A 13822-nucleotide genomic window follows, 5' to 3' on the forward strand; every position below is an offset into this window, starting at 1 on the left:
GTATTAACTCCATACAGTTTTACCGATTCCGCCACTGAATCCCGATTTTTCGTCTGATCTGTACTGGTTGACCGAACCACCCCTATCGAGGCTGCACCATGACCCTTTACGTCAACCTGGCCGAACTGCTCGGCACGCGTATCGAACAGGGCTTTTATCGCCCCGGTGACCGGCTGCCCTCGGTACGGGCGCTGAGCGTCGAGCACGGCGTCAGCCTGAGCACGGTGCAGCAGGCCTATCGGGTGCTGGAAGACAGCGGGCTGGCCACGCCGCGTCCCAAGTCCGGGTACTTCGTCCCGGCCAGCCGCGAACTGCCGGATCTGCCGGCAGTCGGCCGCCCGGCCCAACGGCCGGTGGACATCTCCCAATGGGATCAGGTGCTGGAGTTGATTCGCGCCGTGCCGCGCAAAGACGTGGTGCAACTGGGCCGCGGCATGCCGGACATCACCAGTCCAACCATGAAGCCACTGTTGCGCGACCTGGCACGGATCAGCCGGCGGCAGGACATGCCCGGTCTGTATTACGACAACATCCACGGCAACCTCGAACTGCGCGAACAGATCGCCCGCCTGATGCTCGATTCCGGCTGCCAATTGGGCGCCAGCGACCTGGTAGTGACCACTGGTTGCCACGAAGCCCTGTCCACCAGCATTCGGGCGATCTGCGAACCGGGAGACATTGTGGCGGTGGACTCGCCGAGCTTTCACGGTGCGATGCAGACCCTCAAGGGCCTGGGCATGAAGGCACTGGAAATCCCCACCGATCCACTGACCGGCATCAGCCTCGAAGCGCTGGAACTGGCCCTGGAACAGTGGCCGATCAAGGTCATACAGCTGACCCCCAACTGCAACAACCCGCTGGGCTACATCATGCCCGAGTCGCGCAAACGCGCGTTGTTGACGCTTGCGCAGCGGTTTGACGTGGCGATCATCGAGGACGATGTGTATGGCGAACTGGCTTACACCTATCCGCGCCCGCGCACGATCAAGTCCTTCGACGAGGACGGTCGCGTCCTGATGTGCAGTTCGTTTTCCAAGACCCTGGCGCCGGGTCTGCGCATCGGCTGGGTCGCGCCCGGCCGCTATCTGGAGCGGGTGCTGCATATGAAATACATCAGCACCGGCTCTACCGCGCCACAACCGCAGATCGCCATCGCCGAATTTCTCAAGGGCGGCCACTTCGAACCGCATTTGCGGCGGATGCGCACGCAATACCAGCGCAATCGCGACATGATGATCGACTGGGTAACCCGCTACTTCCCGGCCGGCACCCGCGCCAGTCGCCCACAAGGCAGCTTCATGCTGTGGGTCGAACTGCCGGAAGGCTTCGACACCCTGAAACTGAATCGCGCCTTGCACGACCAGGGCGTACAGATTGCCGTGGGCAGTATTTTTTCCGCCTCCGGCAAATACCGCAATTGCCTGCGCATGAACTACGCTGCCAAGCCAACACCGCAGATCGAAGAGGCGGTGCGCAAGGTCGGTGCGACAGCGATCAAACTGCTGGCGGAAACCGATCAGCTCAGCGACTGACTTTTATTCTGGATTCAGCGTCCATATGCCTGACTATGCCGCCAAACGGAACGACCCTACGTGAGAGTCAGACAGCCCCTGCTTGCTCTTGTGCTCCTCGCCGCGTTCCTGGGCGGTTGCGCCAGCCTCGATGTACAGCGTGTACCGAGCCAGGCGCTGCCGGCTTCAGACTCCGCCTTCGGCCGCTCGGTCCAGGCGCAGGCCGCGCCTTACAAGGGCCAGTCGGGCTTTCGCCTGCTATCGGACAGCACCGAGGCCTTCACCGCCCGTGCCGAACTGATCCGCAACGCCCAAAGCAGCCTCGACTTGCAGTATTACATCGTGCACGACGGCATCAGCACGCGCATGTTGATCGAGGAATTGCTCAAGGCCGCCGACCGGGGCGTGCGGGTGCGGGTACTGCTTGATGACACGACCAGCGACGGCCTGGACCGCGTCATTGCCACCCTCGCCGCGCACCCGCAGATTCAGATCCGCGTGTTCAATCCGCTGAACCTGGGCCGCAGTACGGGGGTGACACGTACCGTAGGCCGACTGCTCAACCTGTCGCAACAGCACCGACGCATGCATAACAAGTTGTGGCTGGCGGACAACAGCATGGCCATCGTCGGCGGGCGAAACCTGGGGGATGAGTATTACGATGCCGAGCCCAACATGAATTTCACTGACATCGACCTGCTCGGTGTCGGTCCGGTTGCCGAGCAACTCGGGCACAGTTTCGACCAATACTGGAACAGCGCCCTGAGCAAGCCGATCGACGAATTCCTGTCGAGCAAACCCACCCCCCGAGACCTGGAAAACACCCGCACCCGACTGGAAGAGTCCCTGGCGGAAACGCGCAAACAGAATCATGCGCTCTACAAACACTTGATGACCTTCACCACCCATCCGCGCCTGGACATCTGGCGCCGCGAACTGATCTGGGCCTGGAACCAGGCATTGTGGGATGCGCCGAGCAAGGTACTGGCCAAGGGCGAGCCCGATCCGCAGTTGCTGCTGACCACGCAATTGGCACCTGAACTCGACGGCGTCCGCAAAGAGCTGATCATGATTTCGGCTTACTTCGTGCCTGGCCAACCGGGGCTGGTGTACCTGACCGGGCGCGCCGATGCCGGCGTTTCGGTAAGTTTGCTGACCAATTCACTGGAAGCCACGGACGTTCCCGCGGTTCACGGTGGTTATGCGCCCTATCGCAGGGCATTGCTGGAACACGGCGTGAAGCTGTACGAATTGCGTCGTCAACCCGGCGAGGGAGGCGGCAGCGGTAGCGGGCCGCACCTGTTTTCCGGCAGCTCTTATCGCGGCTCTGATTCCAGCCTGCACAGCAAGGCGATGATCTTCGACCAGCAAAAATCCTTTATCGGCTCGTTCAATTTCGATCCGCGCTCAGTGCTGTGGAACACCGAAGTCGGCGTGCTGGTGGACAGTCCGGAATTGGCTGCACGGGTCCGCGAACTGGCACTGCAGGGCATGGCGCCAGCCTTGAGCTATCAAGTGGAGCTGGAAAACGGTCAGATTGTCTGGAGCACGGAAGACGACGGAAAAGTGCACACCCTGACCAAGGAGCCAGGGAGCTGGTGGCGTCGTTTCAATGCGTGGCTGAGCAACACGGTTGGGCTGGAGCGGATGTTATAGCCCCCTCAAAAGGTCGCAACCCTGTAGGAGCTGCCGAAGGCTGCGATCTTTTGATCTTTTGAGCTATGCCGGTTGCACTACACCAAACGCCCCCTGCCGCGACACCACGATCAACACGCCCAAGGCCCCGACCGCCATCAGCAACGGCAACGCATGCCCGCTGATCCACTGGCTGCCGGCGCCCGCCAGCAGCGGCCCGACCAGGCAACCGATGCCCCACAGCTGGGCGATGTGCGCGTTGGCCCGCACCAGCGCATCGTCGCGATAACGCTCGCCGATCAGGATCAGTGACAAGGTGAACAAACCCCCGGCACTGGCGCCAAACAAGACCCACAGCGGCCAGATCAGCAGCGTATCGATCAGCATCGGAATCGCCAGGCTCGACACCAGCAAGACGACGGCGCAGCCGGTAAACAACGCCCGGCGCGACAAGCGATCAGCCAGCGCACCAATCGGCAATTGCAGCACCGCATCGCCGACCACCACCGTACTGACCATCGCCAGGGCAATCTCCGTGGTGAAGCCCTGGCGCAGGCAATAAACCGGCAACAGGGTCAGAATCATCGCCTCGAACGCGGCGAACAGCGACACCGCCCAGGCAATCGCCGGCAGGCCACGACAGAAAGCGAGCAAATCACGCAAGGTCACGCTGCTGGCTTCGCTGCTCGGTGCACCACTGCGGCCCAGCAACAGGAACGGAGCCGCCATCAGCAAACCAACACCCACCCAAAAGCCATAATCGTGTTCGGTACCGATAAAGCCCAGCAACACCGGGCCTGCCAGCTGACTCAGCGCATAGCTGCTGCCATACAGCGCCACCAGCCGCCCGCGCCACTCCTCGACCACCAATTGATTGATCCAGCTTTCACCGATGATGAAGACGAGGGTCAGGATCACCCCGATCATCAACCGCAGCACCAACCAGACCGGATAACTCGGCAACAGCGCCAGCAATCCGATCGAAACCGCCCCGGCCCACAGGCACAGGCGCATCAGATTGGCCGTGCCGAATCGCGCCGCCAGATGGCTGGAGATTTTCGCCCCCAACAGGACGCCGATGGCCGGCATCGCGGCCATCACACCAATGGCAAACGAGCCGTAGCCCCAGCTCTCCAGGCGAAACGACACCAGCGGCATGCTGACGCCCAGGGCCAGGCCGACACTCAGGACAGATGCCAATACGGCGAAATAAGTCGCCCAACGCATGTTCCACGCTCCTGTGGATTGATTTTTTCTTCAGGACACACAAAACAAATGTGGGAGCGGGCTTGCTCGCGAAGAGGCCATCACATCCAACATCAAGGTTGGCTGATACACCGCCTTCGCGAGCAAGCCCGCTCCCACAAGGGATCTGCGTCGTTCGGGAGGCCTGCTATCCGGCAGGCCTCCCTCACGAGCTTACAGCTTGATCCAGGTTGCCTTCAGCTCGGTGTACTTGTCGAACGCGTGCAGGGACTTGTCGCGACCGTTGCCGGACTGCTTGAAGCCACCGAACGGAGCGGTCATGTCGCCGCCATCGTACTGGTTGACCCACACGCTACCGGCACGCAGTGCACGGGCGGTGAGGTGAGCCTTGGAAATGTCGGCAGTCCAGACCGCAGCAGCCAGGCCGTACGGCGTGTCGTTGGCGATCGCGATGGCCTCTTCGGCGCTGTCGAATGCGATGACCGACAGTACCGGGCCGAAGATTTCTTCCTGAGCGATTTTCATCGCATTGCTCACGCCGTCGAAAATCGTCGGCTCAACGTAAGTGCCGCCAGTTTCCTGGAGGGTACGTTTGCCACCGGCCACCAGCTTGGCGCCGTCGGCATGGCCGGACTCGATGTAGGACAACACGGTGTTCATCTGCTGGGTATCGACCAGCGCGCCAACATTGGTCTCTGGATCCAGCGGGTTACCCGGCTTCCAGGTTTTCAGCGCCTCGATCACCAGCGGCAGGAATTTATCCTTGATCGAACGCTCCACCAGCAGACGCGAACCGGCGGTGCAGACTTCGCCCTGGTTGAAGGCGATGGCGCCAGCAGCGGCTTCGGCAGCTTCCTGCAGGTTCGGCGCATCGGCGAAGACAATGTTCGGGCTCTTGCCGCCGGCTTCAAGCCAGACGCGTTTCATGTTCGACTCGCCGGAGTAGATCAGCAGTTGCTTGGCGATTTTGGTAGAACCGGTGAACACCAGGGTGTCGACGTCGTTGTGCAGGGCCAGAGCCTTGCCGACGGTGTGGCCGTAACCTGGCAGCACGTTCAGTACGCCTTTCGGAATGCCGGCTTCGACGGCCAGGGCAGCGATGCGGATGGCAGTCAGTGGCGATTTTTCCGACGGCTTGAGGACCACCGAGTTACCGGTGGACAGCGCCGGACCCAGTTTCCAGCACGCCATCATCAGCGGGAAGTTCCACGGCACGATGGCCCCGACCACGCCGACCGGCTCACGGGTCACCAGACCCAACTGATCGTGCGGGGTGGCGGCGACTTCGTCGTAGATCTTGTCGATGGCTTCGCCGCTCCAGCTCAGGGCTTGCGCCGCGCCAGGGACGTCGATGTACAGGGAGTCGCTGATCGGCTTGCCCATGTCCAGGGTTTCAAGCAGCGCCAGCTCTTCGGCGTGCTGCTTGAGCAGGCCGGCGAAACGGATCATGGTGGCTTTGCGCTTGGTCGGCGCCAGGCGCGACCAGGCACCGGAGTTGAAGGTGGCGCGGGCGTTTTCCACGGCGCGCTGGGCATCGGCGGCGTCACAGCTGGCAATCCTGCCCAGCAGACGGCCATCGACCGGGCTGATGCATTCGAAGGTCTCGGCGGAAACGGCATCGGTGTATTCGCCATTGATATAGGCGCGGCCTTCGATTTTCAGATCGCGGGCACGTTGTTCCCAGTCGGCACGGGTCAGGGTGGTCATGCGAGTGTCCTCCTCTTATTGATACGACACCCGCGTTCTTCGCGGGCGCTGTCAGGAATTCTGCCCGGCCAGCCTGCTTTTCGGCCGAAGGCATCCACCACCCTAAACCAGCCGCACATGAAGTTTCAATATATTTGACATAACGCCGGCAAACGGCCTTGCGATGTTCATTTTAATAAACATAGACTTTGGGCTCATCAACCAAACGCGCCGCAATCACGGGGAGATAACAACAATGAACATCCAGAACGTCGTCGACTTCAGCCAGGCCACCACCGCCGCCGAGCGCTACCGCCCGGATCCGGCCAAAGTGCTCAAGGGCGACCCGGAACAAGCGGTGTACAACCACTACAACAGCCCTTGCGGTCAGTTGAATGCTGGCGTGTGGGAAGGTGAAGTCGGACAGTGGACGGTGAATTTCACCGAGCACGAGTACTGCGAGATCCAACAGGGAGTTTCGGTGCTGCGTGACAGCGACGGCAATGCCAAGACCCTGCGCGCAGGCGATCGCTTTGTGATCCCGGCAGGTTTTCGCGGCACCTGGGAAGTGCTGGAGCCGTGCCGCAAGATCTACGTAGCGTTTGAACAGAAGGCTTGAGCCCACCTCGAAACAGTCGCTGACATTCTGCCGCTGGCCCTGGGCAGCGGCACCGGGTAAGACTTGCTGACAGGTGTCCCGCATTTCATTTTGTCGGGCCGGTAACGCACAGGACGTGCAGCTTCCGACGACGTGGGCACCCAACCAACAGTCACGCAAGGAGGCAACATGCCAGTCTTACCCGATCAATGCGATCTCGCCATCGCCCAATACACCATCGGCCAGAAATGCACCCCGGAACTGCTTGAAGAAGTTCGCGCCCTGGCCAATGGCGCACCAGTGCGAGCCACCGGACCGAAGTACCCTTCGAGCTGGGACCTGCGCCCGCAACGCATCAACCTGCACACCAATGCCGACAGGATCATCGTCAGCATCAACTGTGGCTGATCCATTTCGGCGCTGACAAGTCACCCGATTCCCGCGCAACAAAAAAGGCCCGTATCTCGCGATACGGGCCTTTTTCGTAAGAGAGAAAAATCAATTACTTGATTTTGCCTTCTTTGTAGATCACGTGCTTGCGAACAACCGGATCATATTTCTTGATCTCGATTTTGTCCGGGGTAGTACGCTTGTTCTTGTCGGTAGTGTAGAAGTGACCAGTACCGGCGCTCGAAATCAAACGAATCAATTCACGCATGATTAGCTCCCTTAAACCTTGCCATCGCGGCGAAGTTCGGCCAGCACGACAGTGATGCCACGCTTGTCGATGATACGCATGCCTTTGGCAGATACGCGCAGACGCACAAAACGTTTCTCTTCTTCAACCCAGAAGCGGTGATGCTGCAGGTTCGGCAGGAAACGACGACGGGTTTTGTTGTTTGCGTGGGAAATGTTATTCCCGGTTACCGGACCCTTACCGGTAACTTGACATACTCTAGACATGCCTCAGCCCTCTAAAACCACATGCCCAACCCGGCATGGGTTGGCCGCTTAATCTCTCAGTCATTTGGCGCCAGGCGCCGCGTTTCTTTAGAGGTCTTACCGGCTACACCTACAGTGAAGGAACCGGGCCCCTAGAAAAGAGCGCTGCTTTATACCAGAAAGACTGGAGAGCAACAACATTCAGTGTGCGTTGAATTCACAAAATCCCCGTTTTCCGAGCTCCGAGCGCTTTGGACAAAGGCTATCGCCGATGGCGACCGCTCGTCGCAGAGAATCGGGCATTGGGCCAATCAAGGGGGTTTCTCAACCGCTGCACAGCAAAACAGTCGCCTATAGTCCTCTCAAAATGAAAAAGGGGATAGTCATTTGCAAAAGAGCCCACTAGGGTAAGGCTTTTCCAGACTGCACTTGCAGATGGGCCTTCGATCTGTAAAGGAATCCGACCATGCGCCTCGCTGCCCTACCGTTATTGCTCGCCCCTCTCTTGCTGAGCCCACTGGCCCATGCCGCGGCGCTCAGCGTCTGCACCGAGGCCAGCCCCGAAGGGTTCGACGTGGTGCAATACAACTCGCTGACCACCACCAACGCCTCGGCCGACGTGCTGATGAACCGCCTGGTGGATTTCGACACGGCCAGCGGCAAAGTGGTCGCCAGCCTGGCGGACAGCTGGGAAGTTACGCCCGACGGCCTGACGTACGTGTTCAAACTGCGTCCGGACGTAAAATTCCACAATACTGAATACTTCAGCCCGACGCGCGAACTGACAGCTGAAGACGTAATCTTCAGCTTTGAGCGCATGCTCGACCCAGCCAATCCGTGGCACAAAGTCGCCCAGAGCGGCTTCCCGCACGCGCAATCTATGCAATTGCCGGCGCTGATCAAGAAGATCGACGCGCTGGACCCGCTGACCGTGCGTTTCACCCTCGACCACCCGGACTCGACATTCCTGGCCACCCTGAGCATGGGCTTCGCCTCGATCTATTCCGCCGAGTACGCCGACAAGCTGATGAAGGCCGGCGCCGCGGAGAAGCTCAACAGCCAGCCCATCGGCACCGGGCCGTTCGTGTTCACGCGCTTTCAGAAAGACGCTTCGATTCGCTACAAGGCCAACCCGGACTACTTCCGCGGCAAGCCTTCGGTGGACCCGCTGATCTTCGCGATCACCCCGGATGCCAACGTCCGCCTGCAGAAATTGCGTCGCAATGAATGCCAGATCGCCCTGTCGCCCAAGCCCCTGGACGTACAGGAAGCGCTGAAAGAGCCGACCCTGAAAGTCGAAAAGACTGACGCGTTCATGACCGCATTCGTCGGCATCAACAGCCAGCATCCACCACTGGACAAGCCAGAAGTGCGTCAGGCCATCAACCTTGCCTTCGACAAGGCCAATTACATCAAAGCCGTGTTCGAAGACACCGCCGAAGCGGCCAATGGTCCGTATCCGCCGAACACCTGGAGCTATGCGAAAAGCCTTCCGGGGTATCCGCATGACGTCGAGAAGGCCAAGGCGCTGATGGCCAAGGCCGGGCTCAAGGAAGGCTTCCAGACCACCATCTGGACCCGTCCATCCGGCAGCCTCCTCAACCCCAACCCGAGCCTCGGCGCTCAACTGCTGCAGTCCGACCTGGCGGAAATCGGCATTCAGGCCGAAATCCGCGTGATCGAATGGGGCGAACTGATTCGCCGCGCCAAGGCCGGTGAACACGACTTGCTGTTCATGGGCTGGGCCGGTGACAACGGCGACCCGGACAACTTCCTCACGCCGCAGTTTTCCTGCGCCGCGGTCAAGTCCGGCACCAACTTCGCCCGCTATTGCAATGCGGACCTGGACAAGCTGATCAGCGCCGGCAAGACCACCGGCGAGCAAGGCGTGCGCACCAAGCTTTACGAACAGGCGCAGACGCAGATCCAGCAACAGGCGCTGTGGCTGCCCCTGGCCCACCCGACGGCCTTCGCGCTGGCGCGCAAGGATGTCGAGGGGTATTCGGTCAGCCCGTTCGGCCGCCAGGATTACTCCAAGGTCAATCTCAAGTAATTCGCCCCACTACAAAACCCTGTGGGAGCGGGCTTGCTCGCGAAGAGGGAGTGTCAGTCGCCATCAATACTGACTGATACACCGCTTTCGCGAGCAAGCCCGCTCCCACATGGGTTTCGCTTCCACAGTCCCTACATCCACCCATACTCAGCCATCGACAGCGGATCGCCATCGCCAATGATGAAATGGTCGAGCACCCGCACATCAATCAACTCCAGCGCCTCCTGCAGACGCTTGGTCAGCACCCGGTCGGACTGACTGGGGGTACTGTTGCCCGAAGGATGGTTATGACACAGGATCAATGCCGCTGCGTTGTTGGCCAAGGCGCGCCTGACCACCTCTCGCGGATGAACGCTGGTGTTGTCAATGGAGCCGCGAAACAGCGTCTCAAACGCCAGTACCTGATGCCTGGAATCAAGAAACAGGCAACCAAACACCTCGTGTGGCTCGTGGCGCAGCATTGATTTCAGGTAGTCGCGAACCGCCTGCGGGCTCTCAAGTGCCGGTTTCTGACGCGCCCGCTCGGCCAGGTGGCGCCTGCTCATTTCTTGCGCAGCCTGCAACTGTGCGAATTTCGCCGGCCCCAGCCCCAACTGCTTGCTGAACGCTTCCTGATCGGCCTCAAGCAGCAAACGCAGGCTGCCAAACTGATTCAACAGATGTCGTGCCAAATCCACGGCGCTTTTACCGACCACGCCTGTCCGTAAAAATATCGCCAGCAATTCGGCGTCCGAAAGGCTTCCCGAGCCCTGTTCAAGCAACCTCTCCCGCGGCCGTTCCGCCGCCGGCCAATCGCGAATACTCATAACACCTCCCTGTCTGTGGGCGCCGCTGTTCCGTAGCGGTCGCTGTGATATCGTAGCCCATCTTTTTTGCGGGCGAATTCACCCTGGGGAGGGGGTTTCGCCACGTATGTCACCAACGAATTGAAAGGCAGGCCTATGCAGCGGCTGTATCGGAAACGCATTGTTCTGGGCGTCGGCGGCGGTATCGCTGCCTACAAGAGCGCCGACCTGGTTCGCCGCCTGATCGACCAGGGCGCCGAAGTGCGCGTGGTCATGACCCGTGGCGGCGCAGAGTTCATCACCCCGTTGACCATGCAGGCCCTGTCCGGGCACCCGGTCCATCTGGACCTGCTGGACCCTGCGGCCGAAGCGGCCATGGGCCACATCGAACTGGCGAAATGGGCCGACCTGGTGCTGATCGCCCCCGCCACGGCGGATCTGATTGCCCGCCTGGCCCAAGGCATTGCCGATGACCTGCTGACCACGCTGGTGCTGGCCACCGACGCGGTGGTCGCCGTTGCCCCGGCCATGAACCAGGCCATGTGGCGCGATCCGGCGACCCAGGCCAACCTGCAAACCCTCGAGAGCCGCGACATCAAGGTGTTCGGCCCGGCCTCCGGCAGCCAGGCCTGCGGCGACGTCGGCCTGGGGCGCATGCTCGAAGCCCTTGAACTGGCTCAGTGCGCCGCTGACTGCTTCCAGCGCCAGGCCCTGACCGGCAAGCACGTACTGATCACCGCCGGCCCGACCCAGGAAAACATCGACCCGGTGCGCTACATCACCAACCACAGCTCCGGGAAAATGGGCTTTGCCCTGGCCGAAGCCGCCGTGGAAGCCGGTGCCCGCGTGACCCTGATCACCGGCCCCGTGCACTTGCCGACCCCGGATCGCGTCACCCGCATCGACGTGGTCAGTGCCCGCGACATGCTCGCCGCCTGCGAAGCAGCCATCCCTTGCGACCTGTTCATCGCCTCGGCAGCTGTCGCAGACTACCGGCCGGAAGTCGTCGCCCCACAGAAACTCAAGAAAGATCCTACGAACGGCGACGGCTTGTTGCTACAGATGGTGCGTAACCCGGACATCCTGGCCACCATCGCCACCCGCCCCGACCGCCCGTTCAGTGTCGGCTTCGCCGCCGAGACCGAACACCTGCTCGATTACGCTGCGCGCAAGTTGAAAGACAAGAACCTCGATTTGATCGTCGCCAACGACGTCGCCAACCCGAGCATTGGCTTCAACAGCGAAGAAAACGCCTGCAGCGTCATCGATCGTGAGCTTCACGCCACACTTTTCGCCCAGACCAGCAAGAGCAAGATTGCTCGCCAGCTGATCACTTTTATCGCCGAACGTCTGAACCAGGTTTAATTTACATGCACGCTTTGCAAGCCAAGATCCTTGACCCCCGCATCGGTACCGAATTCCCGCTGCCGCAATACGCCACACCGGGCTCCGCCGGCCTCGACCTGCGCGCCATGCTGGAGCAGGACACCGTGATCAAGCCGGGTGAAACCGTGCTGATCCCTACCGGCCTGTCGGTCTACATCGGTGACCCGAACCTGGCGGCGCTGATTCTGCCGCGCTCGGGGATGGGCCATAAGCACGGCATCGTGCTGGGTAACCTGGTCGGCCTGATCGACTCCGACTACCAGGGCCCGCTGATGGTCTCCTGCTGGAACCGTGGCCAGACCGAATTCACCATGCCGGTCGGTGAGCGCCTGGCGCAACTGGTGCTGGTGCCGGTAGTGCAGGCTCACTTCGAGATGGTTGAAGAGTTTGTTGAAACCGAGCGCGGCACTGGCGGTTTCGGCCATACCGGTACCCGTTGATAGACATTCATCGTGGCGAGGTGGGCTTGCTCCCTCGCCACAAAATTCAAATTGTCATCTGCAACGTTTAGCACCGAAAATCAAGGCATTGCCCGGCCAAACCCCTGCCATCAGGGGCGTCATGGCCCTTTCACACCACGAACTCTCTGTGGAAAACGCCGTCATACCCTTCAGTTTGAACCTGTCGCCGAATGACTCGGCGGCCTGTCCAGCCACTTTCGAGATGGAGCATTTCCACAGATGAACACCCCGGCCAAAATTGCACCCAAGTTCCCTGACAGCATCTTCCGCGCCTACGATATCCGCGGCACCGTCCCGGAATTTCTGAACGCCGAGACCGCTTACTGGATTGGCCGCGCCGTCGGCTCCCAAAGCCTGGCCCAGGGCGAGCCAAATGTGTCCGTCGGTCGCGACGGTCGCTTGTCCGGTCCGGATCTGGTCGCGCAATTGATCAAAGGCATCGCCGACAGCGGCTGCCACGTCAGCGATGTCGGCCTGGTCCCGACGCCGGCGCTGTACTACGCCGCCAACGTGCTGGCCGGCAAATCCGGTGTGATGCTCACCGGCAGCCACAACCCGTCGAACTACAACGGCTTCAAGATCGTCATTGCCGGCGACACCTTGGCCAACGAACAGATCCAGGCCCTGCACGACCGCCTCAAGACCAATGACCTGAGCAGCGGCCAGGGCACCATCACCCGGGTCGAAATCCTCGAGCGCTACACCACCGAAATCGTCCAGGACATCAAGCTGGCCCGTCGCCTGAAAGTGGTTGTCGACTGCGGCAACGGCGCGGCCGGCGTGATTGCCCCGCAGCTGATCGAAGCGCTGAACTGCGAAGTCATCCCGCTGTTCTGCGAAGTCGACGGCAACTTCCCGAACCACCACCCGGACCCGGGCAAGCCTGAAAACCTCGTCGACCTGATCGCCAAGGTCAAGGAAACCAACGCCGACATCGGCCTGGCCTTCGACGGCGACGGCGACCGCGTCGGCGTGGTGACCAACACCGGCAGCATCGTCTATCCGGACCGCCTGCTGATGCTGTTCGCCCGCGACGTCGTGGCGCGCAACCCGGGCGCCGAAATCATCTTCGACGTCAAATGCACCCGGCGCCTGATCCCGCTGATCAAGGAGTACGGCGGTCGGTCGTTAATGTGGAAGACCGGTCACTCGTTGATCAAGAAGAAAATGAAACAATCCGGCGCCTTGCTGGCCGGCGAAATGAGCGGGCACATCTTCTTCAAGGAACGCTGGTTCGGTTTCGACGACGGCATCTACAGCGCCGCGCGGTTGCTGGAGATCCTCAGCAAGGAAAAATCCTCGGCGCAAGAGCTGTTCGCAACCTTCCCGAACGATATTTCTACGCCGGAAATCAATATCCATGTGACCGAAGAGAGCAAATTCAGCATCATTGATGCACTGCACGACGCACAGTGGGGCGCAGGCGCCGACCTGACCACCATTGACGGCGTGCGAGTCGACTACGCCAAAGGCTGGGGCCTGGTACGCGCATCCAACACCACACCGGTGCTGGTGCTGCGTTTCGAGGCCGATGACGAGGCTGAATTGCAGCGCATCAAGGACGTTTTCAAAGTCCAGTTGAAGCGCGTTGCACCTGATCTCCAACTACCGTTCTGATT

12 protein-coding genes and 1 pseudogene are annotated in these 13822 nt (G+C 60.8%); 8 read left to right on the plus strand and 5 right to left on the minus strand.

Translation table 11 applies throughout. The features are described from left to right. Positions 1 to 98 precede the first annotated feature (98 nt). Positions 99 to 1532 (plus strand): aminotransferase-like domain-containing protein, encoded by a 1434-nt coding sequence (locus tag ACEN83_RS29590; protein ID WP_495579073.1) that lies wholly within the window; start codon positions 99 to 101, stop codon positions 1530 to 1532. Positions 1533 to 1592: 60 nt separating this feature from the next. Continuing rightward, positions 1593 to 3167 carry a phospholipase D family protein gene (locus tag ACEN83_RS29595; RefSeq protein ID WP_495579074.1) on the plus strand — a complete coding sequence of 525 codons (1575 nt, stop codon included), beginning with the start codon at positions 1593 to 1595 and terminating at the stop codon, positions 3165 to 3167. A 63-nt stretch (positions 3168 to 3230) separates the two neighbouring features. On the opposite strand, the gene ACEN83_RS29600 is transcribed toward ACEN83_RS29595, so the two are convergent. Further along, positions 3231 to 4373, minus strand: a complete 1143-nt coding sequence (locus tag ACEN83_RS29600) for an MFS transporter (protein ID WP_495579075.1) — start codon at positions 4371 to 4373, stop codon at positions 3231 to 3233. Between the two features lie 192 nt (positions 4374 to 4565). Next, positions 4566 to 6059, minus strand: coding sequence for an aldehyde dehydrogenase (locus tag ACEN83_RS29605; RefSeq protein ID WP_495579076.1), 1494 nt, complete (start codon positions 6057 to 6059; stop codon positions 4566 to 4568). Between the two features lie 235 nt (positions 6060 to 6294). Between ACEN83_RS29605 and ACEN83_RS29610 the strand changes: the two genes are divergently transcribed. Then, on the plus strand, positions 6295 to 6657 hold the full coding sequence (locus ACEN83_RS29610; RefSeq protein WP_116579750.1) for a cupin domain-containing protein: 363 nt from the start codon (positions 6295 to 6297) through the stop codon (positions 6655 to 6657). Positions 6658 to 6825: 168 nt separating this feature from the next. Beyond that, a complete protein-coding gene (locus tag ACEN83_RS29615) occupies positions 6826 to 7044 on the plus strand; it encodes a peptidase inhibitor (protein WP_116579751.1) in 219 nt (72 codons plus the stop codon). A 94-nt stretch (positions 7045 to 7138) separates the two neighbouring features. Here ACEN83_RS29615 and rpmG read toward each other — a convergent pair whose 3' ends face one another. Both rpmG and rpmB read right to left on the minus strand, forming a co-directional pair. After that, a complete protein-coding gene (gene rpmG, locus ACEN83_RS29620; RefSeq protein ID WP_003177274.1) occupies positions 7139 to 7294 on the minus strand; it encodes a 50S ribosomal protein L33 in 156 nt (51 codons plus the stop codon). Positions 7295 to 7305: 11 nt separating this feature from the next. Beyond that, positions 7306 to 7539, minus strand: coding sequence for a 50S ribosomal protein L28 (rpmB, locus tag ACEN83_RS29625; RefSeq protein WP_007975166.1), 234 nt, complete (start codon positions 7537 to 7539; stop codon positions 7306 to 7308). Between the two features lie 445 nt (positions 7540 to 7984). Here rpmB and ACEN83_RS29630 point away from each other — a divergent pair, with 445 nt between their 5' ends. After that, positions 7985 to 9571: an ABC transporter substrate-binding protein gene (locus tag ACEN83_RS29630; protein WP_495579077.1), complete on the plus strand. Its 1587-nt coding sequence runs from the start codon at positions 7985 to 7987 to the stop codon at positions 9569 to 9571. 131 nt (positions 9572 to 9702) lie between these two features. Here the strand turns inward: ACEN83_RS29630 and radC are convergent, their stop codons facing one another. After that, positions 9703 to 10377, minus strand: a complete 675-nt coding sequence (gene radC / locus ACEN83_RS29635; RefSeq protein WP_116579753.1) for a RadC family protein — start codon at positions 10375 to 10377, stop codon at positions 9703 to 9705. A gap of 135 nt (positions 10378 to 10512) precedes the next feature. On the opposite strand from radC, the gene coaBC reads away from it, so the two are divergent. From coaBC to ACEN83_RS29650, 3 genes and pseudogenes are all read left to right on the plus strand, one after another. Further along, on the plus strand, positions 10513 to 11721 hold the full coding sequence (gene coaBC, locus ACEN83_RS29640) for a bifunctional phosphopantothenoylcysteine decarboxylase/phosphopantothenate--cysteine ligase CoaBC (RefSeq protein ID WP_102700099.1): 1209 nt from the start codon (positions 10513 to 10515) through the stop codon (positions 11719 to 11721). A gap of 5 nt (positions 11722 to 11726) precedes the next feature. After that, positions 11727 to 12182, plus strand: a complete 456-nt coding sequence (gene dut, locus ACEN83_RS29645) for a dUTP diphosphatase (RefSeq protein WP_007975171.1) — start codon at positions 11727 to 11729, stop codon at positions 12180 to 12182. A gap of 261 nt (positions 12183 to 12443) precedes the next feature. Further along, positions 12444 to 13820: pseudogene (locus tag ACEN83_RS29650) on the plus strand (phosphomannomutase/phosphoglucomutase); the annotation flags it as partial. Positions 13821 to 13822: the final 2 nt, after the last annotated feature.

The sequence above is a fragment of the Pseudomonas sp. Pseusp49 genome, assembly GCF_059491875.1.

Coding starts and splice junctions, on each gene's coding strand:
- ACEN83_RS29590 (WP_495579073.1), top strand. CDS start 99: ATGACCCTTTACGTCAACCTGGCCGAACTGCTCGGCACGCGTATCGAA.
- ACEN83_RS29600 (WP_495579075.1), bottom strand. CDS start 4,373: ATGCGTTGGGCGACTTATTTCGCCGTATTGGCATCTGTCCTGAGTGTC.
- ACEN83_RS29605 (WP_495579076.1), bottom strand. CDS start 6,059: ATGACCACCCTGACCCGTGCCGACTGGGAACAACGTGCCCGCGATCTG.
- ACEN83_RS29610 (WP_116579750.1), top strand. CDS start 6,295: ATGAACATCCAGAACGTCGTCGACTTCAGCCAGGCCACCACCGCCGCC.
- ACEN83_RS29615 (WP_116579751.1), top strand. CDS start 6,826: ATGCCAGTCTTACCCGATCAATGCGATCTCGCCATCGCCCAATACACC.
- rpmG (WP_003177274.1), bottom strand. CDS start 7,294: ATGCGTGAATTGATTCGTTTGATTTCGAGCGCCGGTACTGGTCACTTC.
- rpmB (WP_007975166.1), bottom strand. CDS start 7,539: ATGTCTAGAGTATGTCAAGTTACCGGTAAGGGTCCGGTAACCGGGAAT.
- ACEN83_RS29630 (WP_495579077.1), top strand. CDS start 7,985: ATGCGCCTCGCTGCCCTACCGTTATTGCTCGCCCCTCTCTTGCTGAGC.
- radC (WP_116579753.1), bottom strand. CDS start 10,377: ATGAGTATTCGCGATTGGCCGGCGGCGGAACGGCCGCGGGAGAGGTTG.
- coaBC (WP_102700099.1), top strand. CDS start 10,513: ATGCAGCGGCTGTATCGGAAACGCATTGTTCTGGGCGTCGGCGGCGGT.
- dut (WP_007975171.1), top strand. CDS start 11,727: ATGCACGCTTTGCAAGCCAAGATCCTTGACCCCCGCATCGGTACCGAA.